The sequence below is a fragment of the Aliivibrio finisterrensis genome (assembly GCF_008933155.1).
Classification (GTDB): domain Bacteria; phylum Pseudomonadota; class Gammaproteobacteria; order Enterobacterales; family Vibrionaceae; genus Aliivibrio; species Aliivibrio finisterrensis.
Genome location: NZ_WBVP01000001.1, coordinates 312,945 through 339,308 on the forward strand (window position 1 = coordinate 312,945; position 26,364 = coordinate 339,308).

At 39.0% G+C, this 26,364-nt stretch carries 21 protein-coding genes; 12 read left to right on the top strand and 9 right to left on the bottom strand.

What is annotated here, in order from left to right; genetic code table 11:
- Positions 1-76 precede the first annotated feature (76 nt).
- The 4 genes from ald (at position 77) to cydC (ending at position 5,960) form a co-directional block, all read left to right on the top strand.
- Positions 77-1,195 (top strand): alanine dehydrogenase, encoded by a 1,119-nt coding sequence (gene ald, locus F8B77_RS01455; RefSeq protein ID WP_151653068.1) that lies wholly within the window; start codon positions 77-79, stop codon positions 1,193-1,195.
- A 160-nt stretch (positions 1,196-1,355) separates the two neighbouring features.
- On the top strand, positions 1,356-2,321 hold the full coding sequence (gene trxB / locus F8B77_RS01460) for a thioredoxin-disulfide reductase (RefSeq protein ID WP_151653070.1): 966 nt from the start codon (positions 1,356-1,358) through the stop codon (positions 2,319-2,321).
- A 152-nt stretch (positions 2,322-2,473) separates the two neighbouring features.
- Positions 2,474-4,246 (top strand): heme ABC transporter permease/ATP-binding protein CydD, encoded by a 1,773-nt coding sequence (cydD, locus tag F8B77_RS01465; protein ID WP_151653072.1) that lies wholly within the window; start codon positions 2,474-2,476, stop codon positions 4,244-4,246.
- A complete protein-coding gene (gene cydC, locus F8B77_RS01470) occupies positions 4,239-5,960 on the top strand; it encodes a heme ABC transporter ATP-binding protein/permease CydC (RefSeq protein WP_151653074.1) in 1,722 nt (573 codons plus the stop codon). Before cydD ends, cydC begins: the two co-directional genes overlap by 8 nt.
- Before the next feature lie 98 nt (positions 5,961-6,058).
- Here the strand turns inward: cydC and serC are convergent, their stop codons facing one another.
- On the bottom strand, positions 6,059-7,141 hold the full coding sequence (serC, locus tag F8B77_RS01475; protein ID WP_151653076.1) for a 3-phosphoserine/phosphohydroxythreonine transaminase: 1,083 nt from the start codon (positions 7,139-7,141) through the stop codon (positions 6,059-6,061).
- A gap of 186 nt (positions 7,142-7,327) precedes the next feature.
- Positions 7,328-8,629 carry a DUF945 family protein gene (locus tag F8B77_RS01480; protein WP_151653078.1) on the bottom strand — a complete coding sequence of 434 codons (1,302 nt, stop codon included), beginning with the start codon at positions 8,627-8,629 and terminating at the stop codon, positions 7,328-7,330.
- Positions 8,630-8,899: 270 nt separating this feature from the next.
- On the opposite strand from F8B77_RS01480, the gene F8B77_RS01485 reads away from it, so the two are divergent.
- Positions 8,900-9,448 (top strand): hypothetical protein, encoded by a 549-nt coding sequence (locus F8B77_RS01485; RefSeq protein ID WP_208846053.1) that lies wholly within the window; start codon positions 8,900-8,902, stop codon positions 9,446-9,448.
- Between the two features lie 312 nt (positions 9,449-9,760).
- On the opposite strand, the gene F8B77_RS01490 is transcribed toward F8B77_RS01485, so the two are convergent.
- The gene (locus F8B77_RS01490) at positions 9,761-10,390 is read right to left on the bottom strand and encodes a TfoX/Sxy family DNA transformation protein (protein ID WP_151653082.1); all 630 of its coding nucleotides are present in this window, start codon (positions 10,388-10,390) and stop codon (positions 9,761-9,763) included.
- 387 nt (positions 10,391-10,777) lie between these two features.
- Here F8B77_RS01490 and F8B77_RS01495 point away from each other — a divergent pair, with 387 nt between their 5' ends.
- The 7 genes from F8B77_RS01495 to F8B77_RS01525 all read left to right on the top strand — a co-directional run bounded on the left by F8B77_RS01495 (position 10,778) and on the right by F8B77_RS01525 (position 18,655).
- Positions 10,778-11,704 carry an HDOD domain-containing protein gene (locus tag F8B77_RS01495; protein WP_151653084.1) on the top strand — a complete coding sequence of 309 codons (927 nt, stop codon included), beginning with the start codon at positions 10,778-10,780 and terminating at the stop codon, positions 11,702-11,704.
- An 88-nt stretch (positions 11,705-11,792) separates the two neighbouring features.
- Positions 11,793-12,692, top strand: coding sequence for a LysO family transporter (locus tag F8B77_RS01500; protein WP_130086652.1), 900 nt, complete (start codon positions 11,793-11,795; stop codon positions 12,690-12,692).
- A gap of 109 nt (positions 12,693-12,801) precedes the next feature.
- Positions 12,802-13,314, top strand: coding sequence for an NUDIX hydrolase (locus F8B77_RS01505; RefSeq protein WP_151653086.1), 513 nt, complete (start codon positions 12,802-12,804; stop codon positions 13,312-13,314).
- A gap of 175 nt (positions 13,315-13,489) precedes the next feature.
- Positions 13,490-15,142, top strand: a complete 1,653-nt coding sequence (panP, locus tag F8B77_RS01510; protein WP_151653088.1) for a pyridoxal-dependent aspartate 1-decarboxylase PanP — start codon at positions 13,490-13,492, stop codon at positions 15,140-15,142.
- Positions 15,143-15,470: 328 nt separating this feature from the next.
- Entirely contained in the window at positions 15,471-16,328 is an 858-nt protein-coding gene (locus F8B77_RS01515; RefSeq protein WP_130043186.1) for a MurR/RpiR family transcriptional regulator, read from the top strand.
- A gap of 235 nt (positions 16,329-16,563) precedes the next feature.
- Complete coding sequence (locus F8B77_RS01520; protein ID WP_130043185.1) at positions 16,564-16,827, top strand: GrxA family glutaredoxin; 264 nt, start codon at positions 16,564-16,566, stop codon at positions 16,825-16,827.
- 145 nt (positions 16,828-16,972) lie between these two features.
- The gene (locus tag F8B77_RS01525; RefSeq protein WP_130043184.1) at positions 16,973-18,655 is read left to right on the top strand and encodes an aspartate:alanine antiporter; all 1,683 of its coding nucleotides are present in this window, start codon (positions 16,973-16,975) and stop codon (positions 18,653-18,655) included.
- A gap of 101 nt (positions 18,656-18,756) precedes the next feature.
- Here the strand turns inward: F8B77_RS01525 and fabV are convergent, their stop codons facing one another.
- From fabV to F8B77_RS01555, 6 genes are all read right to left on the bottom strand, one after another.
- Entirely contained in the window at positions 18,757-19,959 is a 1,203-nt protein-coding gene (fabV, locus tag F8B77_RS01530; protein WP_151653090.1) for an enoyl-ACP reductase FabV, read from the bottom strand.
- A 21-nt stretch (positions 19,960-19,980) separates the two neighbouring features.
- Positions 19,981-20,217: a hypothetical protein gene (locus F8B77_RS01535; RefSeq protein WP_130043182.1), complete on the bottom strand. Its 237-nt coding sequence runs from the start codon at positions 20,215-20,217 to the stop codon at positions 19,981-19,983.
- A 492-nt stretch (positions 20,218-20,709) separates the two neighbouring features.
- Positions 20,710-21,861: a Na+/H+ antiporter NhaA gene (nhaA, locus tag F8B77_RS01540; protein WP_151653092.1), complete on the bottom strand. Its 1,152-nt coding sequence runs from the start codon at positions 21,859-21,861 to the stop codon at positions 20,710-20,712.
- A 165-nt stretch (positions 21,862-22,026) separates the two neighbouring features.
- On the bottom strand, positions 22,027-23,148 hold the full coding sequence (locus F8B77_RS01545) for a lipocalin-like domain-containing protein (protein ID WP_151653190.1): 1,122 nt from the start codon (positions 23,146-23,148) through the stop codon (positions 22,027-22,029).
- Complete coding sequence (locus tag F8B77_RS01550) at positions 23,148-25,601, bottom strand: ABC transporter permease (RefSeq protein WP_151653094.1); 2,454 nt, start codon at positions 25,599-25,601, stop codon at positions 23,148-23,150. Before F8B77_RS01550 ends, F8B77_RS01545 begins: the two co-directional genes overlap by 1 nt.
- Positions 25,582-26,253: an ABC transporter ATP-binding protein gene (locus F8B77_RS01555; protein WP_151653096.1), complete on the bottom strand. Its 672-nt coding sequence runs from the start codon at positions 26,251-26,253 to the stop codon at positions 25,582-25,584. The genes F8B77_RS01550 and F8B77_RS01555 overlap by 20 nt, the downstream gene beginning before the upstream one ends.
- Between the last annotated feature and the right edge of the window lie 111 nt (positions 26,254-26,364).

Sequence of the window (26,364 nt, forward strand, 5' to 3'; positions counted from 1 at the left end):
AAATTATACTAGTTAAAAATTCGAAACAAAAACCCTACAAGCAGTCAAAATAACTATTACATAAAAGGAAATCAGGATGATCATTGGCGTACCTAAAGAAATAAAAAATCATGAATACCGCGTTGGCATGATCCCAGCGAGTGTTCGCGAATTAATATCTCATGGCCATACCGTTTTTGTCGAAACAAAAGCAGGCTCTGGCATTGGTTTTACCGACGATGACTACATCGCGGTAGGCGCATCTATCCTTCCTACAGCTGAAGACGTTTTTGCTCAAGCTGACATGATTGTTAAAGTTAAAGAGCCACAAGCAATTGAACGAGCAATGCTACGTGAAGGGCAAATTTTATTCACGTATTTACATCTTGCACCAGATTTTCCACAAACTGAAGACCTAATTAAGAGTAAAGCTGTCTGCATCGCATATGAGACTGTAACAGATTATATGGGTCGTCTGCCACTATTAGCACCAATGTCTGAAGTTGCTGGGCGAATGTCTATTCAAGCAGGTGCCCAAACTCTTGAAAAATCGAATGGGGGCCGTGGTTTACTTTTAGGCGGTGTCCCTGGAGTTGAACCGGCAAAAGTCGTCGTCGTTGGCGGTGGTGTTGTTGGTGCTAATGCTGCACGAATGGCGGTTGGAATGCGTGCTGACGTGACGATTTTAGATCGTAACATTGATACACTTCGTACTTTAGATGAAGAGTTCCAAGGCCGTGCCAAAGTGGTTTATTCGACCGTTGATGCAATTGAAAAACATGTATTAGAAGCTGATTTAGTTATTGGTGCAGTGCTTATTCCTGGGGCTGCAGCACCTAAACTGGTTACCACAGATCACATCAAACGTATGAAACCTGGGGCAGCTGTTGTTGATGTTGCTATCGACCAAGGCGGTTGTTTCGAGACCTCTCATGCGACAACACACGCTGACCCAACATACATCGTTGATGAAGTCGTTCACTACTGTGTTGCCAATATGCCGGGAGCCGTTGCTCGCACATCTACTTTTGCGCTTAATAATGCCACTCTTCCATACATTATTAAGCTAGCAGATAAAGGCTACAAAGCTGCACTTCTTGAAGACAAAGGCTTCTTAGATGGCTTAAACATTATCCACGGTAAAGTTACATGTAAAGAAGTCGCAGAGAGCTTTGATTTAGAATATGTCTCTCCAGAAGCAGCACTTACCGCTTAAAAGACATATCCTATAACAAAATCATTTGAGGGCACCCACGGTGGTGCCCTTTCTTTACTGCAATAAATTCCATACAATCATCTGATACTAAAGGATGATGAACACCTCTGTGCTCCCTACCCTTATTTTCTGTTTCCATTGATTTTAGCTCGGAGATCTTATGAGCAACGTAAAGCATTCTAAATTATTGATCCTTGGCTCAGGCCCTGCAGGCTACACTGCCGCAGTTTATGCCGCTCGAGCGAACCTTAATCCTGTGATGATCACAGGCATGCAACAAGGCGGACAGTTAACGACCACCACAGAAGTTGAAAACTGGCCAGGCGGCGCTGCAGATATGACAGGCCCTGGTTTAATGGAAGAGATGAAAGCTCACGCAGAGCGTTTTAATACTGAAATTATTTTTGACCATATTAATGAAACCGATTTTAACCAGCGCCCTTTTCGTTTGAAAGGCGATGCTGGTGAATATACGTGTGATGCATTAATTATCTCTACAGGTGCATCTGCTAAGTATCTAGGCTTAGACTCAGAGGAAGCATTTAAGGGTCGCGGTGTTTCTGCTTGTGCAACCTGTGATGGTTTTTTCTACCGTAACCAAAAAGTGGCCGTTGTTGGTGGCGGTAATACCGCAGTTGAAGAGGCTCTGTACTTATCAAATATTGCGGCTGAAGTTCACCTAATTCACCGTCGTGATTCATTCCGTTCAGAGAAAATCTTAATTGATCGTCTAATGGAAAAAGTAGAAAACGGAAATATCATTCTTCATACCGACCGTACATTAGAAGAAGTACTCGGTGATGAGATGGGTGTAACAGGCGTAAGATTAAAAGACACAAAATCAGACGTAACTGAAGACTTAGAAGTCATGGGCGCATTCATTGCTATCGGTCACCAACCAAATACCGCTATTTTCAATGGCCAACTTGATATGGAAAATGGCTATATCAAAGTAAAATCAGGCCTTGAAGGCAATGCTACTCAAACCAGCATTGAAGGTATTTTTGCTGCAGGCGATGTCATGGACCACAATTACCGCCAAGCAATTACCTCTGCCGGTACTGGTTGTATGGCCGCATTAGATGCAGAACGCTTTTTAGATGCGTTAGAAGCAAAAGAAAGTTAAACTATCTAAGTTAACGTTAAACCCGAAGCAAATACTTCGGGTTTCTTTTGCTCATCTTATTTTACTGATGTACATATGGTTTCTTATATTCAAATTATTAAAAAAGAAATCGTAACGTAGATAAAATAATACAAAACGTAAGCCTTCATATTATGGATAAAAATCAACAACGCGAGTTAGGACAATGGCTCAAAGGTCAGAGTAAACTTGCAAAAAAATGGCTAACCCTCTCTATTGGGCTTGGCTTTCTTTCTAGTCTTTTTCTCATAGCACAAGCGGCATTACTTGCTGACATCTTGCATCAACTTATCATTGAACAAGTTGATAAATATGAACTTATCCCCCACTTTGTTGCCATTCTTGCTATTGTTGCTATTCGTGCAGCCTGCAGTTGGGGCCGTGAAGTCGCAGGTTATCGTTGTGGCGAGCACATTCGCGTTCATATTCGTCAATTAATATTAGATAAACTGCAAGAATTAGGTCCTGCCTACATTAAAGGGAAACCGGCTGGCACTTGGGCAACACTATTGCTTGAACAAGTCGAAGATATGCAGGACTTTTTCTCTCGCTATCTTCCTCAGATGTCTCTTTCTGTTTTAATTCCTTTCGTTATTTTAATTGTTGTTTTCCCACAAAACTGGGCTGCTGGCTTAGTGTTCTTATTAACAGCACCATTAGTTCCCTTATTTATGGCGCTCGTTGGTATGGGAGCGGCAGATGCTAACCGTCGTAACTTTAAAGCACTACAACGCCTATCAGGCCACTTTTATGATCGTCTACAATCGATGACGACCATTCGTTTATTCAATAAAACAAAACAAGAAACCGAGCATTTACACGGTGCATCTGAGATCTTCCGTAAACGAACGATGGAAGTATTAAGGCTGGCTTTCTTATCGTCAGCGGTATTGGAGTTCTTCACCTCTATTTCTATTGCTATCGTTGCGGTCTACTTTGGTTTTACCTTTATTGGTGAGTTAGATTTTGGACATTATGGAACCACAGTAACCTTATTTACTGGTTTATTTATCCTTATTCTTGCCCCCGAGTTTTACCAACCATTACGAGATTTAGGGACATTTTATCATGCCAAAGCACAGGCCATTGGTGCCGCAGAATCTCTGGTTGAATTCTTAAATACAGACACTAACACGCAAACAAATGGTAATAAGAAAGTGTCTGATTCGACAACGCTTGATATTCAAGTTACCGATCTCATCGTTACAACACATGATGGTAAAAGATTATTAGGCCCTATTAGCTTCCATTTACTTGAAGCTTCTCAGACGGCTTTAGTTGGCCCAAGCGGCGCAGGTAAAACCAGTTTAATTAATGCCATATTGGGTTTCTTGCCTTATCAAGGTAGCATCAAAATTAATGGCACTGAACTGTCTGAACTAAATCAAAAACAATGGTATCAAGATATTAACTGGGTTGGTCAAAACCCAACCCTAGTTCATGGCACTATTGAAGAGAATATGACCTTAGGTAAACAAGGAATAACTCAAGAACAACTTGATTTAGCAAGCAAACAAGCCTTTGCTAATGAATTTATTGATGATCTTGGTTACCAGCACGCTATTTCAGATCGCTCTGGGGGATTATCTGTTGGGCAAGCTCAACGTTTAGCGTTAGCTCGTGCACTGTTACAACAAGGTCGTTTATGGATTTTAGATGAACCAACAGCCAGCCTTGATGCAAAAAGTGAACGTCTAGTTATGAAAAGCTTAGACGAAGCAACTCAAGGATTAACAACACTGATGATCAGTCATCGCCTAGACCAATTGCACGCAATGGATACGGTGCTAGTTATGGATAAAGGCCAAGTGGTTCAATCTGGCTCATTTGATGAAATTAAAGACTCCGGCTTATTTGCAACCATGCTTGCCGCAAAACAACCAAAGCAAGGTGATCTTGATGCGTGATTTACTGCCTTATATTAAATTATATAAAAAACACTGGTTCGGCCTAACTTTAGGTATGCTACTTAGCTTTGCTACTTTGTTTGCATCAATAGGCTTATTAACGCTTTCTGGTTGGTTTATTTCAGCCTCAGCGATTGCTGGATTAACCATCGCTCGTGAAACTTTTAATTACATGTTACCTGCAGGCGCTGTACGTGGTTTCTCTATTGGTCGAACAGCAGGACGCTGGGGTGAACGAGTAGTAAGCCATAATGCGACCTTTAAGCTCCTAACTGAACTGCGTATTTTCTTCTTTAAAAAGTTAATACCACTCATTCCTGGCCGCTTTTCAAAGCTGCGTGATGCCGACTTATTAAACCGTCTCGTAGCAGATGTAGATGCGATGGATCATGTCTACCTACGACTTATCAGCCCTATAATTGTGGGTACATTAGGCATTATTGGCTTAACCGCTTTTCTTGCGTGGTTTGATGTCACTATTGGTCTTACCCTTGGTGCTATCTTATTTGCGCTGCTCCTTATCTGGCCAACCCTGTTTTATAAACTAGGTAAACAAAACGGTGCAGATCTGACACACAATAAAGCCACCTTAAGAATTAAAACCTTAGATTGGCTTCAGGGTAACGCTGAACTGCGTATCTTTGGTGCTGAAGAGCAATACCAACAACGTATTTTAGATGCTCAAGTCGCACTGCTATCAAATCAACGTCACATGGCAACGTTGACTGGCTTAGCAAATGGATTATTGCTTTTAGCTAATGGCTGGACTCTACTGCTAATGTTGTGGATCTCTGCCGATGGTATTGCCGGTATGACACCAGACCCAATGGTTGCAATGGTTGCCTTTGCAACGATGGCAAGCTTTGAATTATTGATGCCAATTGCTGGTGCTTTTCAATATCTAGGACAAACGTTAAGCTCTGCTCGTCGATTAAACGAAATTATCACAGCAGAACCTGATACTGTTTTTGATGACAATGGCGTGACTCAAGAGATAAAAGGTAATTTAACGATTTCAGATGTAAGTTACCAATACCTAGATGCTGATACCGATGCGATTAAACACATTTCATTAGATTTACTGGCCGGTCAAAAAATGGCAATTGTCGGCCAAACGGGATCAGGCAAATCAACCCTTCTGCAATTGTTGACTCGTCAATGGGACCCAAAATCAGGGTCAATTTATATTGATTGTGTTCAGCTACCTAAGTGGAAAGAATCAAGCTTACGTGGTGCAATGTCGGTTGTTAGCCAACGTGTTGATATTCTTAATGGTTCATTAAGAGATAATCTTTTACTTGCCAAGGATACCGCAAGCGATGAAGAGTTAATTAAGACACTAAGTAAAGTTGGCCTAGACGATCTTACTCCTGACGAAGGCTTAAATACGTGGCTTGGCGACGGTGGCCGTCAACTTTCTGGTGGTGAGCGCCGTCGAGTAGGTATTGCACGCGCATTACTGCACAATGCTCCTATTGTTTTATTGGATGAGCCAACCGAGGGGTTAGATCAGAAAACAGAACAACAAATCATGTCAGTTTTAAATGAGCACATTAAAGATAAGACGGTTGTCTTTATTACTCACCGTTTAGTGAACCTTGAGCAAATGGATAATATCTGTTTAATGGACCACGGTGAAATTGTAGAGCAAGGCACACACAGTACACTGCTATCGCTGAAAGGCGCATACCATCAATTGTGGCAACGTTTTTAAACAATACTGACACCAGCTTACTGATATAGCTAAAACAAAAAAGCCGATACTGAATAAACAGTATCGGCTTTTAATTATAAAGAACTTAAGCAATAAAATTACGCGTGTTTTGCCTCAAACGCCTTCATAAATTCAACTAACGCTTGCACACCTTCTAATGGCATTGCGTTATAAATTGATGCTCGCATTCCACCTACTACTCTATGCCCTTTCAATGCTTTCAAGCCAGCCTCATCTGCCAGCGACAAAAATTGCGCATCTAACTCAGGATTTGCTAATTGGAATGGTACATTCATTAGAGAACGATTATCTGCATGAACATCATTACGATAGAAGTCTGATTGGTCAATATAATCGTATAAAGCGGTCGCTTTCTTACGGTTATGTGCTTCCATCGCTTCAATACCACCAGTCCCTTTTAGCCATTTAAAAACTAAGCCAGCAAGGTACCAAGCATATGTTGGCGGTGTATTGAACATAGATTCTTGTTTTGCCAGTACGCCGTAATTTAATACACTAGGAAGCGCTTCTGCGGCAAGCTCAAGTAAGTCATCACGGACAATAACAATCGTTAAGCCAGCAGGACCAATATTCTTTTGGGCACCCGCGTAGATCACACCGTATTTTGATACATCAATTTGACGCGACAAAATCGTAGACGACATGTCAGCAACAATTGGTTTATCTGTTATTGGTAAATCATTAATTTCAATGCCATCAATCGTTTCATTTGGGCAAAAATGCACATAAGCAGCATCATCACTTAATGCCCATTCAGCGGCAGGTTGAACCGCTTTTTTACCATCAACATTAATAATGGCTTCGATTACATTAGGTGAACAATATTTTTTTGCTTCAGTTACCGCACTTTGCGCCCAATAACCCGCATCGACGTAATCTGCTTTTGTATTACCATCAAGTAAGTTTAATGGAATAGCTGCAAATTGTGCTCGCGCACCACCTTGGCAAAATAACACTTTATAATTATCAGGAATTGATAATAAATCACGCAGATCTTGCTCTGACTCTTCTGCGACTTTAATAAATTCTTTACTACGGTGGCTAATCTCCATCACTGAAGTGCCTAAGCCGTTCCAATTCACCAATTCCTTTTGAGCTTGGGCTAGAACGTCTACTGGCAGCATTGCTGGACCAGCACAAAAGTTAAATACTTTTTCCATGTTTCTCGAAGGCTCCTGCTATCTATAATAAATTGAATGTTTAAATATTGATGTAGAAATTAATACCACCTTTTGATCCACAAAGAAATCATAAAGTGATCTAATTCACTAAATTGCTCGAATAATACCAATCCAGATAAAAAAATAGCTCACCAAGGTAAGCTATTTTATCTCTATGCTTTTAGGTTACTGTAGATAACTTAAAAAACCCAACAACATAAATAATGGCATTTTCTGACCATTCAGTAATTCGATCTGGCCACCAGAAATAGTCGCAGCTAATCGATAATTATCACCGTCTTCAACGGCAAATTCATTAATAAGTAACTCATCCATTTGCATGCGAAGTTCTGGTGTTTCATCCACTAACTTTTTAGCAATGACTAATTCACTAGAGCCTGTTACTGTTTTAATTAACTGATCAGCATTTTGTGATGCTCTCGCCGTACCTGCTGGTAACGTAAGCAAAACATTACTGTTTAATTTACTACCAAGTACTTCAGCACTGAATTCATTAATATTAACGTTAAACCCTTTCGCTGCAAGTAAGTCAAACGACAGGAGTAACTTCTCAACATTCTCATTGGTCAATTCTTGCTCTTGAAGCAGTGGAATTAACGCTTTTAAACCATCATAATTTAGGTTTTCGAAACTAACATCAAAAACGCCTTTTTTAACTACACCAGCATCTGTCAGAGCCTCTTCTAAAGTCAATCGATTCTGAGTAGTAAAGCTATTTTCTTCTGCTTTATCTTTTACTTCCGTTAGCTGATTTACACTCGTGTATTTAAGCCCTTTAATCTCATTATGACTATTGCTTGCAATATCACTTAGCGTCAATTTATCTAAAGCAATGTTCGCTTCACCTATAAAAATATCATCTATATAATGGCCAACACTTTGACCAGCGACATTATCAACAATCATTGCAGATTGGTTATCTAAACGCAGCTCTGTTTTAGGTAGTTGGTATGACAGAGAGAATTGACCGTCTTTCTCAATCGTTGCTGATAATTCCGCCGCAGCTAAAAACAGCTTTTCAACCCCTTGCGCTTGTAAATCCGGAGTAGCAAAATTCGTATCTTTGCTTGTCAGTAATAAATCTGTGGTGCCGGTTAGCTTGCTGTCTGTTGTCAGAGTTAGCCCTTGAATAAATTCAGAAGTATCTCCCGTACTTACAAATTTAGAAACTGAAGAAACCGAAAATAAACCATGAGAAATATTATGATTAACTAAAATTTCAGTTGGGTAACCCGCGAGCTCTAACTCTTGGCTTAAACCTTGATCTATAACATGAATACGGCTTTGTGCTTGAGAGCTAAGGTAGCCTCTATCATAAGATACAGATTCAACCTCAATGATAGCGTTGTGATACGAAGCAATTCCATCTTTAAAAATCGCCTCTCCAATCTTCCCTGTCGCAAATGGCCAGCAAGCAACAAGCACTACAGCACCACCAATTGCAGCGTATTTTTTTAATTCATTCATATTGTTATCCAAGTTTTATACATTTCAATCAGTGTACCTAACCCACAGAGTGCAATACAGTTCTATTTAATAAAATAAACCAGAGCCTTATTATTATAAATATGGCGTATATTTTGCTTAACTATACAGTAATAAGCACTACGTTAATTTTTTGACTCTTGCAGTAACTCCAAATTTTATATTTCTACTCTAGCAAAAAGAGTCATTTCTGTTAGTATCTAGAATACTTTTTTGGTTACAGCACTAATTTGATAGGTTTCAAATATCATGATCCGTAAGACACTTTTAGCTTCAAGCCTAATGTTCATTTCTACAACATCAATGGCTGCAGATAATGATCCAAACAATGCCATCATGAGTAACTTTAGCTACGACTATGTTGAAGCTCGCATTGGATTTAGCCCTTCAACATTCGGTGCTGGTTTAAGCACATCAATTCACCCTAATGCACACGCGATTATTTCAATAGACTCTGAATTAGATGGCGATTACGATTTAGCAACTGGATTTGGTTTTCACGCGCCAGTAAATAACTGGGCTGACATGACTGGTGAAATGCTACTTCGCGTTATTGATGATAACAAACATTACAACAATGATACTGGTATGGAACTTAACTTAGGCGTACGTCAATGGTTAGGCCCTCAACTAGAAGTCGGTGGTAAAGTAGGTTATTTGTCAATTAAAGGTGACGACGATACGTTATTCTCTGTTTACGGTCGCTTCCACTCAACAGAACTATTTTCAATTGGTGCAGAAGGTCGTTTTAACGGCATTTATGGCGACCAAGTAATGCTAACTGCACGCTTTAAATACTAATTTATCTTATACCAATCTACATAAGTATTTGATCATTCTTGCTTGTTAAAATCGATTATATCTACGTTATACCTTTCTATTGCAAAAATTAGGTGTAATTAGAACCACTAGTTACTGTAATTTATGCCTTGCTCTAATCGATTTTTCCTACGCAATTATCTGAACAACTACTTATCCAGGCTGGGATTAGCACGTAAATTTAAAGCAAAAAAACCTCGTTATACCTTCATGCTGAATGGATAACGAGGTTTTTTTATATCGCATACTATCACTCTAATTAAGCTATCTAATCTAACGACTTCCAAACGAACATTAAACCTGTTGTAATAATGCTTTTTTCATTGGTTCTTGAAGTAGCGTCCAGTGCACACCTGATTCTGCACCTGCAAATTTCCATAAAAGTTTTACATCTACATCACCGCCATAAGTTGTATTTACTTTTTTAAATACATCAACAGCACCAATTTCAAAAAATGAGTTTACATCAGGAACCCCCGCTTTTTTTACCATTCTTTCTAGCGTTAATTGCATATTAGGCAGATCACGTAAACGACGATTTTCTTTTGACTTCTTAAACTCTCGTTCAAGTCGTGAATTGTCCATAGTTTCTTGAATAATCTCCATCAGCAAAGCAGAGTTATTTTCAAATAGGTCATTAACATCAAAATAATTAACAGTCGCAATAGTGGTTTTCTTTACGTGCTTAAAGCGTTCACAGCCTAGTTTCTCAAATGTGTTATCAACCTCACCACCACCACGCACATACAAGCGCCCTTCTGTGACAAGTGAAAACATAGCATCATCAGTGAATAAGCCAACACCACCGAACATTGAGCGTTTATTGAATCGACCTAGTTTTTTTACAAAGTTAAAAAAGCGTTCCTCTAAATGGTTCATTTCGATCTCCTTGATCTTAAACTTAGCGACCCCCGTCCCTGTCATAAATTTGACACCAAGCAATTGAATATTAAACATACAATTTAAATTTATCTATTATTTTTCTTATAAGCCATGAATTTACTGTATTTTTTATTATTACGATCACACATTGGAGCTTTATTTTATGAAACAAAGTAAGTTTTCTTTCAGGCCGATATCACATTATAGTCTCATATTATTGCCTGGAGTTTCATTGACAGCGCTCACATTAATCATTCACTTTAGTTATATAAAGTAACTTATTTATCTTTTCGTAATAACAACAAACCCCTTTTTTTATTTTTACTTCATCTCTACTTCTTAGTAATTGATCCCATTTCATTGAGTTTTTTTTTAGAAACGATAAAAATCCTGTATCATCCAGGCATTACTCAAATATATGAATTAACGATGAATCATCTATCCTTTTTTTGGTTATCTCATGATAGAGAAAAGGTACTGGCAGCTTTAAGAACTGAATTTAGCCAAATGGCATCACAACGTATTTCATCAGGTGATATCCAATTACCCCCAATCCCTGATGTTGTTCTTAAAATCCAAAAGCTATGTACCCTTGAAGGCACATTAATTAAAGATGTCTCAGATACACTATTAGAAGACCCGAGCCTCACCGCCATTGTTATTAGAATGGCGAACTCTGTGGTCTTTAATCGACGAAATATTACTTGTACTGATGTAATAACGGCAGTTTCACGTCTCGGCATTTTTCGCGTGCGTGATATTGTAACGGCCCAAGCTATTGAACAATTAAAACACTCAAGTGATCTGAACAAAGAATGTAACTCTCTATTACGTAAAAGTGCAGCTCGCTCTCGTGAATTTGCGGCAGTAATGACAATGGTATGTGATGAGATAACAAAATCGTCTGAAGATGGCTCGCTTAATTATCTTGAACCAGAAAAAGCTCTTTTAACCGGTTTACTTGCAGATATCGGTTTATTTTGCCTTGTTAATCAATACTATGACTACCTTGAAAATGGCAATTATCTAGATCTTGAATTAGCGGTCTATATTTTTAATAAAGAGTGTAATGACACCAGCTTTCATGTACTCAATCACTGGCAGTTTGATGGAGATTTTTTAGCCGTTGCAACTAATAAAGAAAAAACCTCTGACTCTAGTTATCCTATTAATTACTTAGACATTGCTCGTATTGCCAGCCATCTTTTGATGTTTAGAAACAAAGATGACGCCATTGACGATCACGACGTTGAAATTACATTAGAAGGCGCAGAAGCCCTCTATACACTCAGTAATCTGACCGATAGTCAATTTAGAAATAGAATCAAAGAAACATTAAGAAGTAGCGGTTTGTAATTTAATTACATCAAAACAGCCAACTTATATTGATGTCGTTACAAAGCCTTGATATTCTCAAGGCTTCTTCATGGATGAGGTTTAGATCATGCTTTCTGGAATGTTATTTGTTTTTTTACCACTGCTTTTTGGTTATTTAATCCCATTACACAAAAAACAACCTCTTCAATATATTAATGCTGCTACCAGTCATTTAGTCACGATTATACTTGCTCTTATGGGGCTAAGCCTCGCTGCACTTGATAATTTAGCACAAAACTTAAATCAAATATTGACGATAACCACTGCATTTTTTATCTGTATTAGTGTATGTAACCTAGCCATATTACCAATAATGGATAAACTTTTTCCGCTCAACTCTGAGGGAAATAAAAACACGCTACCTTTATTTAAAATGATCTTAGAGTCAGCCAAGCTATTGCTTGCCGTTGCGGCTGGCCTGCTCTTTGGTTTAATCAGTGGTATTGATTTATCTTGGGTAGAGGAAGCCAGCGAATTAATTCTACTAATCTTACTTTTTTTAATTGGTATTCAACTTCGAAACAGTGGACTATCACTTCGTCAAATACTACTTAATAAACATGGGATAATCATTGCGTTGGTGATTCTCACTACATCATTAATTGGGGGACTTATTGCTGCGCTTATTTTAGATATTCCTTTGCAGCATGGTTTAGCAATGGCGTCAGGATTCGGATGGTATTCTCTGGCAGGGATTTTAATGGGTGATGCATTAGGACCAGTCTATGGTGGTGCTGCCTTCTTAAATGAGTTAATGCGAGAATTAGTCGCTCTATTATTGATTCCAACCTTGATTCATCGCTACCCAGTCACTTCTATTGGTTATGCGGGAGCAACAGCAATGGACTTCACTCTGCCGGTAATTCAAAATTGTGGAGGCATACGCTGTGTTCCTATTGCAATAGTAAGTGGGTTTATTTTAAGTCTATTGGTTCCGTTTTTAATGTTATTTTTTGTTTCTTTATAATATATAAATAGTAGGGAAGCGTCACATTGTGAGTTGTTTCAATTGCTTTTAATGTCACTCTCCCTACAATTCAAAATTAATAATAACGATTCATTCTTAAGGATTTGTAATGAAACTTGCCGCGCTCATTTTACCTTTCGCTTTACTAGCTACCTCTGCTCAAGCAGCTAATACTGAATGTTTAAGTGACAAATATAGCCAATATGTTGATGCCTCTTTAACTTGGTACGAAGAGCTAATTGCTATTACAGTTAAAAAAGATCCAAATTTAGAAAGTGTTGGCGACTGGTTTCTAAAAAGCCGTAAACATCATTTTGAATTAAATCGTGCAGCGGTAGACTTTTATTTAAAGAATGACCCTTCAAAAGTAAAAACAAATCAATCTATCGAATCATGGCTACAACTTGACCAAAAAGAAATAAAGTCACTTTCCATGAACGATGATGCATTAGGCAAAGTCGCAAAAATCACCTTTGACGATCGCCAAGCACCGCCACATAAACAAAACTATGAATTGCGCTCTGCTTTTGCAGACATTCTTAGCCACCCAAAAGAAATTGATGCTCCGCTAAAAGCCTATAATAAAACAATCACTCAAATCAGCGATATTAGCTGCAAATAATTTGTTTATTAATTCAACAAAGCGCTTAGTTTTATAACAATTTACGCCCTCATAAGTCCATGAGGCACATTTAGACAAGACATTTTTCTTATTTTGTTCTAAATTGTGCCCTTAGTCATGGGCAAAGAGAACGCAACTTTGCTTTTTTAATCACCAACAGAATAGAACAGATACCATGGTAACAGACAACAAGACAGCGGATGCCAATTTAGAAAGCATGCTGCGAATTTTTACTGTTCCGGAAGCGCCCGATTCGACTCTTGGAAAAATTGAGCAAGAACTCTCTCAAAACCTGAATCAATTCTTACGAGAACATATAGTTGCAGAAGAGAAGCCTCTAACTGAAATCGAAAAAGATTTTACTGACTCTTCAATGCCAGAAACGCCTACTTATGTTTCTGAACATACCGAGCACTTATTAGATAACCTTGTATCTCAATCTGTTCATACTTCTGCGCCAAGTTTTATCGGTCACATGACCTCGGCATTGCCTTATTTCTTAATGCCGTTGTCTAAAATCATGATCGCTCTAAATCAAAACTTGGTTAAAATTGAAACATCCAAAGCATTCACTCCACTAGAGCGTCAAGTCCTTGGGATCTTACACCGCCTTATTTATGGTGAGAAAGATGCATTTTACCAACACTGGATGCACAGTGCAGATCACTCTTTAGGTGCATTCTGTTCTGGTGGAACCATTGCAAATATTACCGCACTCTGGGTCGCAAGAAATCGACTATTTAAACCAGATGGTGATTTTGAAGGCATCGCTAAACAAGGCTTATTTGCTGCCCTTACTCATTACAAATGCAATGGCCTTGCCATTTTCGTTTCTGAGCGAGGTCATTACTCAGTCAAAAAAGCCGCTGACGTTCTAGGTATTGGTCAAGATGGTGTCATTGCGGTCAAAACCGACAATAACAATCGTATTTGCTTAGATGACTTACAGTTAAAAATTGCTGCCGCAAAAGAGAAAAACATTAAACCATTGGCGATTATTGGTGTTGCTGGAACCACAGAAACTGGCACCATTGATCCACTACGCCAACTTGCAAAAATTGCTCAAAAAGAGGCATGCCATTTCCACGTCGACGCCGCTTGGGGTGGTGCAACATTAATGTCAAATACCTATCGTCATCTATTGGATGGTATTGATTTAGCGGATTCAGTAACGATTGATGCGCATAAGCAACTTTATGTTCCAATGGGGGCAGGTATGGTTATCTTTAAAGATCCAGAACTCATGTCTTCTATTCAACATCATGCTGAGTACATCTTACGAAAAGGCTCAAAAGATCTAGGCCGACATACGCTTGAAGGCTCTCGTAGCGGAATGGCGATGCTGTTGTACTCTTGCTTCAACGTTATTAGCCGCCCGGGTTACGAACTATTAATTAACCAAAGTATAGAAAAAGCAAAATATTTCTCTGAGTTGATCCAACAACAAGACGATTTTGAGATCGTAACAGAGCCTGAGCTTTGTTTACTGACTTATCGTTATGTTCCATCAAAAGTAAAACAAGCATTACGCTTAGCTAACGATACTGAAAGAGCTGACATCTATGAACACTTGGATAATTTAACAAAGTACATCCAAAAAACGCAACGCGAGACTGGGAAATCTTTTGTTTCTCGAACACGATTGACTCCAGAGGCTTATCAATATAACCCTACGATTGTGTTTAGAGTTGTTCTTGCCAACCCGTTAACCACAAAAGAAATTTTACAAAATGTACTTATTGAGCAAAGAGAAATCGCTAACAGTAGTGAGATCTCACAACCTCAACTGCTTGCCTTAACAGACTCAATTTTATCTCGCGCTAACTAATAATATAGCTTGAAATTCAAAGGCGACTTTATCCACATAAAGTCGCCTTTTTTGTAATTATTTTCCTTCAAATTTGAAATTTAATCACAAAAAACCGCATGATTTGGCATTAATGATATCTATTCACTCAAATAGACTTTCTAAATTGAAAGTTTTTTTAGAGATCTGTCATACTATTGTTATAAAAATACACTCAACTTCGTCATTTGTTAGAGGCAAACAATACAAACGTATATACTAAATATAGATAACAGCGTTATAGCCTTAACCAGAATACTCACTATTCTGGCTAAGGTTATACCAAGGGTAGGATGTAAGAAGAGCGACTATGAATACGATTGAAAAAATACAGAATAATTTAGATAACTTCAGTAAATCAGAACGCAAAGTTGCTGAAGTTATCATGGCATCACCGCAAACCGCCATTCACTCTAGCATTGCTACATTAGCAAAAATGGCAGATGTAAGTGAGCCTACCGTTAACCGTTTTTGTCGCCGCTTGGATACTAAAGGATTTCCTGATTTTAAACTGCATTTAGCTCAAAGTTTGGCGAATGGTACGCCTTACGTGAACCGTAATGTTGAAGAAAACGACGGCCCTGATGCCTATACTCATAAGATTTTTGAATCAACAATGGCTTGTTTAGATGTTGCAAAAAACAGTCTAGATCCAATGCAAGTAAACCGTGCTGTTGATTTATTAACTCAGGCAAAAAAAATCTCTTTCTTCGGTCTTGGTGCATCGGCCTCTGTCGCTCATGATGCGATGAATAAATTCTTCCGCTTCAATATTCCAATTACCTGTTTCGATGATATTGTAATGCAACGCATGAGCTGTATTAACAGTACTGAAAATGACGTAGTCGTTCTTATCTCACACACAGGTCGCACCAAAAGCCTGGTCGAGATTGCTGAACTAGCTAAATCTAATGGCGCTACAGTTATTGCTATTACAGCAAAAGACTCTCCTCTTGAAAAAATGGCATCCTTAGCCATTTGCTTAGATGTTCCAGAAGATACCGATGTATATATGCCAATGGCGAGCCGTGTAGTACAAATGACGGTTATCGATGTATTAGCAACAGGCTTTACCCTTCGTCGCGGCGCTGGTTTTAGAGATAACTTAAAGCGTGTTAAAGACGCATTAAAAGATTCTCGTTATAAAAAAGACAACATTTCACACTAGCCTTAATTTTTCAGGATCTAGTTTTATTATAAGAACTGACTCTATTGTCGGTTCTTTTTTTATAAATCTAATTAATTTCAGTCGTTTTTCTGTATACAAAAAAGCCAAAGTCAATAGGTAGCACCTATCAATTAAAGAGGTAAAACCATCTTTACTTTGTTTAAATCAACAGGCATAGTGTACTTATTGATTGCGAGTATTACGCATACGTTACTAATTTTTTGGAGTTAACACTATGTTTGTTGTTATTTTTGGTCGTCCTGGTTGCCCATTCTGTGTTCGTGCAAAAGAGCACGCTGATACACTAAAAGAAAAACGTGACGATTTTAACTATCGCTATGTTGATATTCACGCTGAAGGTATTTCTAAAGCAGATTTAGAAAAGACAGTAGGTAAACCGGTGGATACGGTTCCACAAATTTTTATCGACCAAGAGCACATTGGTGGATGTACTGAATTTGAAGCATATGCAAAAGAAAAACTAGGTCTATTTGATTAATAGATAACCTAGCCGAATGAACTTTCAATCACCGCTCTTTAGCGGTGATTTTTTTTCATTTTCTTTATAAATATGGTTATACATTCGCCATTTTTAAGTTAGACTTGCATCACACTTTCTTCTTCAATATTTCAGGCAAAATACAGTGAACATTGATGTTGCGACCTTGTTATCGCAAAACGATATCTTACTTTTATTCGTTGTTCTCGCACTCGGCTTATTTATCGCTAAAGTTAAAATCGGTAGCTTTCAATTAGGCAGTTCTATTGGTGTTCTTATCACCGCCCTCTTTATGGGAAGTCTTGGCTATACTTTTAGTGCAGACTCTCTCAATATCGGGTTCATGTTATTTATTTTTTGCGTAGGTATTGAAGCTGGGCCAAACTTCTTTGGTATCTTCCTACGTGATGGTAAACACTACCTATTATTAGTATTGGTTGTATTAACCTCTGCTGTCGGGCTCAGCTTTTTAACGGGTCATTACTTCGAACTGGATTACGGTCTTTCGACAGGTATGATGGCAGGAGCGCTTACCGCTACTCCAGTATTAGTGGGCGCTAAAGATGCGTTGAATTCTGGTTTAGCCTCGCTTCCTGAAGGCGTAGAGTTCAGTAAAGTAATTGATAACCTAAGCGTTGGTTATGCCTTTTCTTATTTAATTGGCTTAACTAGCTTAATTTTATTGGCTCGTTTACTGCCTCAATTGCAAAAGCAAAATCTACAAGACAGTGCAATGCAAATTGCTCAAGAACGAGGAATAGGCAGCGCTGGTCAACGAAAAGTTTATCTCCCTATTATTCGTGCTTACCGTGTTGGCCAAGAACTCATCGACTGGACAGATGGTAAAAACTTACGTGAGCTAGGCATTCACCGCCAAACAGGCTGTCACATTGAGCGCATTCGTCGTAATGGTATTCTTGCGAACCCAGATGGCGATTATATTTTGCAGCAAAGTGACGAAATCGCTCTTGTTGGTTATCCAGACAGTCATGCCCGTCTTGATCCTAGTTTCAGAAACGGCAAAGAAGTATTTGATCGCAACCTATTAGATTTGCGTATTGCTGAAGAAGAGATAGTGGTAAAAAATGACAATATTGCGGGCAAGCGCCTATCTGAATTAAATTTATCTGAATACGGTTGCTTCCTAAACCGAGTGGTTCGAGCGCAAATTGAAATGCCAATTGAGCATGATATCGTACTCGCAAAAGGAGACATCCTTCAGGTAAGTGGTGAGAAAAGTAAAGTTCACCATATTGCTGACAAAATTGGCTTTATCTCCATCCATAGCCAGGTATCAGATCTACTAGCGTTCTGTAGCTTTTTTATACTTGGGATCATGTTTGGTATGATCACAATGAGCTTTGGACAAGTGACCTTTGGGTTAGGTAATGCGGTTGGCTTATTGATCTCAGGGATCACTTTAGGCTTCTTACGAGCAAATCACCCCACCTTTGGTTATGTACCTCAAGGGGCACTAAACATGACCAAAAATCTCGGTTTACTCGTTTTCATGGTGGGTATTGGACTAAGTGCGGGTGGTAATATTATTGAATACTTCTCAGAAGATGGTCTTAAAGTATTAGCCGCGGCATTAATAGTCAGTGTTATTCCCGTAATTCTTGCCTACCTTGTTGGGGCTTATATCCTAAACATGAACCGCGCATTATTAATTGGTGCCATCATAGGTGCGCGAACTTGTGGACCTGCAATGGATGTTGTTAACGAGCACGCTCGCAGTACCATTCCAGCGCTTGGCTATGCGGGTACTTATGCCATTGCGAATATTCTGATGACCGTTGCAGGTACCATCATGATATTGCTAGCATAACGCTAATATATAAATTGCAATAAACGATAAGCAATAAAAAACCCAGAATGATTACTCACTCTGGGTTTTATTTTGTCTGCTATTAACTAATTATTTAGACATTAGATATCAGCAACATCAAACTCAACCATTGGGTTTACGTCAGCGTCGTAATCAACACCTTCAACACCAAAGCCGAACAGTTTTAAGAACTCTTCTTTATACTCAACATAGTCTGTTAAGTCTTTTAGGTTCTCAGTCGTTACCTGTGGCCATAGCTCACGACAGTGCTTTTGAATGTCTTCACGAAGCTCCCAGTCATCCAAACGTAGACGGTTTTGATCATCCACTTCTGGAGCAGAACCATCTTCTTTGTATAAACGTTGGCTAAACATACGTAAAATTTGCTCTTGGCAACCTTCATGTACGCCTTCTTCACGCATCTTCTTAAATACCATTGCGATATAAAGAGGCATAACAGGGATCGCAGAACTTGCTTGAGTCACTACTGACTTAAGAACAGCAACGTTTGCCGTGCCACCTGTCGCTGAAAGTTTCTCGTTTAGCGCTGCCGCTGCACGATCTAGATCCATCTTCGCTTTACCTAGCGCGCCGTCCCAGTAGATAGGCCACGTTAACTCAGTACCGATGTAGCTATACGCAACTGTTTTACAACCATCAGCTAAAACACCCGCTTCAGATAATGCGCTCATCCACAGTTCCCAATCCTCGCCACCCATTACGGTAACTGTGTCTTGGATTTCTTGTTCTGTAGCAGGCTCAACTGATGCTTCAATGATCGCATCTTTATTGGTATCAACAGCCGTCGCTGTGTACGTCTCACCAATAGGTTTTAGTGAAGAACGAATAACTTCACCTGTTTCTGGCATTTTACGCACTGGAGAAGCCAGAGAGTAAACCACCATATCAATCTGGCCCAAATCTTCTTTAATTAAGTCGATTGTTTTCTGTTTTGCTTCGTTAGAGAACGCATCGCCATTTAAACTCTTAGAGTATAGGCCTTCTTCTTTAGCAAACTTATCAAATGCCGCTGAGTTGTACCAACCTGCAGTACCTGGTTTCTTCTCAGTGGCTGCTTTCTCAAAGAAAACACCAATTGTTGATGCACCACCACCAAAAGCAGCTGTAATACGAGAAGAAAGACCATAGCCACTTGAAGAGCCAACAACTAAAACACGTTTAGGTGCGTTAGCAATTGGGCCTTGCGCTTTAGTTAGGGCAATTTGTTCTTTCACGTTTTGCTCACAACCAATTGGGTGAGTGGTTGTACAAATGAATCCACGAATTCTAGGTTTGATGATCATGTTCAACTTTCCTTTTAATAATTACCTTCTAGGATAAAAGGTTCTTATCCAGTTCGCATCCGATTTATGACAATTTTCGTCAAAATAGTGAGTGGTTGGATGTGTGCCGCCAATTTTAGAGAAAAAAATGGAAGTATCTTCACTTTTTCTCTCTATTTGAATTTTATTTTGAACTTTCTCAATAAGTGAGAGTCTGAATTTATGTTCATAATTCCACTGCTTTTTCTTGATTAATTCAAGTAACCCACTATCTGCCATTTTGGCGCTTATCGATAGTGGGTTTTTCTTTATTAGAAAGATTAAAATCTCGCTATTCAAAAAATAAATGAAAAAAACGAATTTTTTTTGAACTAAACAAATTATCGTAAGTCTGAATTAGTATCCGTTGATAATAGATAACTGAAATTTAGCAGGCCGCCAAATTTTATCTTATCAACTATAGCTTTTTCATAATTCCTTATATTCCTTTTTGCCCATTCAATTTTTTGTTTGGGCTTTTTTTTGTTTATACCAATCACAGTAAGTAAGTGACCAGAAATAGCGAAGGAAAAAGGCTTGAGAACAAGGCGGCACTTTTCAATAAATAGTTTTGATAAGTAGTTATTCTACAATCAAAAATCCCAACGAAGTTATCGAGCGTTTTAACTAGCTAGGATGTTCAGTTATTTACTATGATTGGTATTATGTTCTAGATAAAAAAACACCCCGCATTATGCGAGGTGTTCTTATTTTTAAACGTTAATTCTGCTTTTATGCTTTGGCTTTTTTAGGCAGTGAAACACTTAATAAAATATAACCAATCACTGCTGCTAAAGTAGAACCCATTAAGATACCTAAACGTGCTAACTTATCAAACTCAGGGTATGCGCTACCAAATGCAAGCGATGAGATGAAGATTGACATAGTAAAACCAATACCACATAGCACCGATACCGCGAATATATGTATCATATTTACGCCAGTTGGTAGTTTCGCTACACCTGATTTAACCGCAATATAACTGAAGCTAAAGATACCAAGTGGCTTACCAATAAGCAGACCAAATGCAACACCCAATGGTAACGTTGTGCTTAGGCTGTCAAGTGATACACCTTCTAATGAAATACCAGCATTGGCAAAAGCAAATATTGGCAAAATCAAGAATGCCACATAAGGATGAAGTGCATGTTCCATATGTTTCAATGGAGAACGCTCACCTTTATTGCCTTTCAGTGGGATAGCAAAACCAAGTACCACACCCGCTAACGTCGCATGAACACCTGATTGAAGTACGCTTACCCATAAGATAAAACCAACCAATAAGTACCAACGAATTTTAGACACATGTTTCGCATTAAGTAAGAACAGGACCCCTGTCATAACAAAACCGATAACCAATGCAAGTACTGAAAGATCACTGGTGTAGAAGAAAGCAATAATAACAACAACGCCAAGGTCATCGATGATCGCAAGAGCAAGTAAGAACACCTTTAAGCTCACAGGAACACGGTTACCAAGCAGTGCCATAATACCTAAAGCAAAAGCAATGTCCGTTGCAGCAGGAATAGCCCAACCAGATAACGCTTCAGGATCACCGATATTAAAAGCTACGTAAACAAGCGCAGGAGCAAGCATGCCACCAACCGCGGCAATCGCAGGGAATATTGCTGTTTCTTTTGACTTTAACGCACCTACAAGTAACTCACGCTTTACTTCTAAGCCAATCAAAAGGAAGAAAACAGCCATTAAGCCATCATTAATCCAATGTGATACAGACATACCACCAACGTAAGAATGTAAAAACGTATCGTACATTGGCGCTAAAGAAGAGTTAGCAATCATCATCGCAATCGCTGCTGCAATGACTAATAGAATCCCGCCGGCAGATTCTAGTTTGAAAAAATTCTTAATAACATCACTCATAAGATGTCCTTTACTTATAAAAATTAGTTTTTGAAAAACGAAGAGAAAAGTCTACCCGTTGTTCTAGATCAAAAATAATCGCTTCTTCAGAGATAAAAGCTCGGAAAAACCGATGTGTTAGCTGTTATACTATGTTTTATTCGCAACGAAAATCTTTTTTTACAATTAGTATCCCGTTAATTGCATAAATCCTGTAACTTGATGTGAACCAGTTGTTGTTATTGGGCCTTGCCAGTATGGAATAAGCGTATCAAGCCATTGCTCATTCCTCATCACTTGAGTTGTTAAATTAAGCCTGTATTCTGGAGCATTAATGATCCACTGAAGGGGTAATTTACGACCATTCTTAAGCTTACGTGCTGGTAATGTTTGTAAAGTAACGTCATCACCACTCAACGAAACATAATCACCATTGTTGTAAAGCAGTGCACCATAGAGATAAGGAGCTTGTTCTTTATGACGATATTGCGCTACAAGAAGCTTGCTCTCTTGAGTAAGATTTAGAATAAACCAATCCCAACCTTGCTGATCCTCATCTAAAAAACCACTTGCCCATTCATGCTCTAAAATTGCTTTACCAGAAATGGTATAAGCTTTGTTATCTAAAGTAATGTTTCCACGTACGTTTACAAAGGGAAATATATATTCATGTGATGCAACTGGGATTAAGTCGTGTTTTTTTGAGTAACCACCATTACCTAATGGGATTGGTTTACCATTAGCATTAATAGAAAGCTTTAATGAAAAGTGATCCGAATCAGCCGATAAAATCCCAGGGAATGGGTCCTGTCCTAAACTGCGCCAATGCCAATTATCAATCCATACTCGATATGGACTTTGCGAAATTCCTGCTTGGCCAATCCCTCCCCTAGCTAAACGCTCATCAACCCACTTCCCATTTTTAGTGGTTATAATTACCTTTGCTACATACAGGCGAGGGTCTAACCAACCTTTGGTTTCTCGATCATCATTAGATACACGGAACATCGTCCATTGAATACCTAGACTATTGCCTTCTTGATCAACCGCATTGACTGTCATCATCCATTTTTCGTGCTGAAACGAAGTATGTTCCCCAAAATCTTTAGGAAAAGATAAAGGGGCTCCCGGTAATACAGGATCAAAGAAAGCATAGCTAGACGGAGAGAAAATTGAATTGATTTCATTATCTCCGACTGTATCAACCTCTTTCCAATTGATGTAATAAGCAAGAGCAGCCCCAACAATACACACACACATTAAGAGTGATATTGTAAGGCTAATTTTCTTAACATCCTTTTGTTCCATCACAGTGACTCCCTTAATGAGATGATAGCTTGTCGCCTTGTCACCCTCCAAACCGTTGCTGCACCTGCAACCGTCAATGCCAATAGTGTCCATGCAAATGTCATTACGTATTCCATGGGGAAATAATTGATTTGCATTGTCCAACCAAACGCATATTTCATTACAATATCAATAAGCAATTGAGAAAGAATAATACCAAGCGGCAGTGCGATTAAAATAGTAAATAACCCAATGGTAAGGAGTTGCAAGCCACCTAATAAAATAAGTTCTTTACCCGACAAGCCTAAACAACGTAATAATGCAGTCTGTCGTTGACGTGAAACCTCACCGACTAAGGTCGCAAAAAACAGACCAAAAACAGCAATAACTAACGTTAAATTTCCAAGCGTTCCTGTCACAATAAAAGTACGATCAAAGACCTTCATCGCCTTCACTTGGATATTATTATTATCATTAACTTGCTCAACCGGTAATCGGAATTGTTTTAACACTCGACCAATCAACTCTGTTCGTTTCTCAATATCGTTAAGCACAACACCAATCCCGGTCTTACCTTGCCCACCAAATACTTTTAACCAAGCACTATGAGAAAGTAATAACTGGTTATATGGATTACCATAATCATAATAAACCCCAGATATTTGCCAGTTATCTCCCATAGGCGCAGGAAGATCTAAGTAATCCCCAGGCTTCATATCCCACTTTAATGCCATGGATTCACTGATAAGCAAGCTACGACTGTGGTGAAGAGAATACCAAAACTCAGGGATAGCAACTTTCATCGTCAGTGCGTTTTTCTCACCAAGAGTTGGTCCTGAACTTAAAATTTCCAAATTTCCATATTCGGTTTGATAATCAATTTTCCATTGTCTCCATACGGATTCAACTTCCGGTTGCTTTTCTAACCAATGACTAATACGGCTGGCAGATACTTTACTCGGCTCTATATAAATATCTGCTGCAAGGCGTTGTTCAAGCCAATTATTAGTCGTAGCCCTAAAACTACCCACCATGGTCTCCACACCTATATTTGATGCTAATGCCAACATAAAGGCCATCGCTGCGACTCCACGGTAGCTTAAACTCGCCGCTGAATCAGAAAAAAACCAACGCGCTTTTGCAGAAGGTAGTCGATAAGATAGCCAGTCAAAAAACTTCCAAATAATGTATGGCGTTAATAAACCAACGCTGATCATTAAAAATCCGATCAACATAAATCCATTTTCATGACTGTGAGGTAATAGATTGATCAAATAAGCCGCAACACAAAAGACACCCGCAATAATGGCTTGAACCTCAAACTCTTTACCTGCAAATCTCGCCAACGATAAGCGAGCAGTCAATCGAATGGGCTCAATACTTAACAATCGATACAATGGCCAACCACAAGCCAGTACACAGCCAAGAATGGCCATCCATAAACTTTGGTAGCTCCAATCCCAACTCCATGTAATAAGTAGATCTACATCAGCGTTATATAATGAGTACAAGCTATTAGATACGGTTGGCATCAATTCATTTGCTAATAGCAAACCAAAGAAATTACCACTTACCCAACCAATAATAACCCATAAAAAAACTTCGAGGCTCATGGCAATAATCAACTCTTTAGTTGATACTCCAATTTGTCGTAATGTGCCCACCAATGGCTGACGTTGAATAAAAGAGAGTGACATTGCCTGATAAAAAATAAATAGCCCGACCACAAAAGAGAGCATGCCCATTGCCAATAAGTTGATATGGAACGCATTAGTTAACGCGGTTAACCCTGACTCTTTATGTGTTTCAAGCTGCAAGCCTCTTGGCAGCATTCTCTCTAAACGTTCCTTTTTCTTATCTGACATCTCGCCACAAAGCAAAATATCAAAACCCGCTTTATGGCCTAACATTTTAGTTAAAGCGACATCAGAAAAAATTCGGGAACCAGACAAACGCTGCGCTTTATCAATAATAACAGGGCCAATATTAGATTGATTTTGCAGTTCGATGTAATCGCCATCATCCAAACTAAAATAGGATGCTAAGGGCTGACTAATCAAGATCGGAAATGGAGGACGCATTAACGAGAGCATGTCATCGGTTTTGGCAAGGTTACTCGCAGATATCTGCATCAATGCAACTGGGTCAATCCCAACAACCGAAATATTTATATCGTCTTTAGTTTCTAAATGCTGCGTTTGTACGGGCATACACTGGGTATAACCAGCCCGACGTAAGTTAATATAAAACGCTTGAGGAATAGCGGTATTGTCTTGAATGGCACGAATACGATTAGGGAAAGGATTTGAAAATAATTTTTCCCCTTCGTTATAACTCATTTTAGCATGGTGATTAATGGCTAAAACACCAACCAGAAGTGAGACACCTAGAGTTAAGCCCAGCCATACTAAAAATATTTGTAATGGATGCCTGCGGTAATGTCCAAGAAGCGCTTTAGCTACCGGCAATAACATTCAGCAAGCCTCCCTGAAGTTTTACCAAGCCATCCATGTGATCAGCGACTTTCTCACTGTGGGTCACCAACAATAAGGTACAATGTAGATCTCGAGATAAACGAGTTAATAAACGCATTACAGCTTCTGCATTTTTTTCATCTAAACTGCCTGTCGGTTCATCAGCCAACAACAACTTAGGTTCCATGTATAAGGCTCGAGCTATCGCTACACGTTGCTGCTGCCCTCCTGACACTTCTTCAGGGTAACGGCCCAATAATGGCATAAGATCGAGAGCAGAAATAATTTGACGCCATAATGCATCATCATCTCGTAAGCCTTTTAATTGACGGCAAAAACGAATGTTATCAGCAATGGTTAATGTAGGAAGAAGATTAAACTGTTGAAACACAAGGCCGATATTATTACGACGATAAGAAGTACGAGTGCCTTGTTTTGGGGAGTGCATAGCAAAACCAGCGATATCAATTTCACCGCTGTCTACACTGTCTAACCCTGCGATAAGGTTTAAAAGCGTACTTTTTCCGGAGCCGCTTTCACCCATTAATGCTATTTGAGCGCCTTGTTCTATTGTTAATTCTGCCCCTTGAAGGATTGGATGAAACTCGCCACCATCCAAATATCCCTTATTCAAGTTTGTCAGTTTTAACATGTGTTCCCTCAACGCTTTTTGTGATGTCGGCAACAGAATCTACACTATAACCCTGCTTTCATAAAGCTTTTTATAGTCACAGGGTTCTCTTGCTACTAATGCCAATCAAAA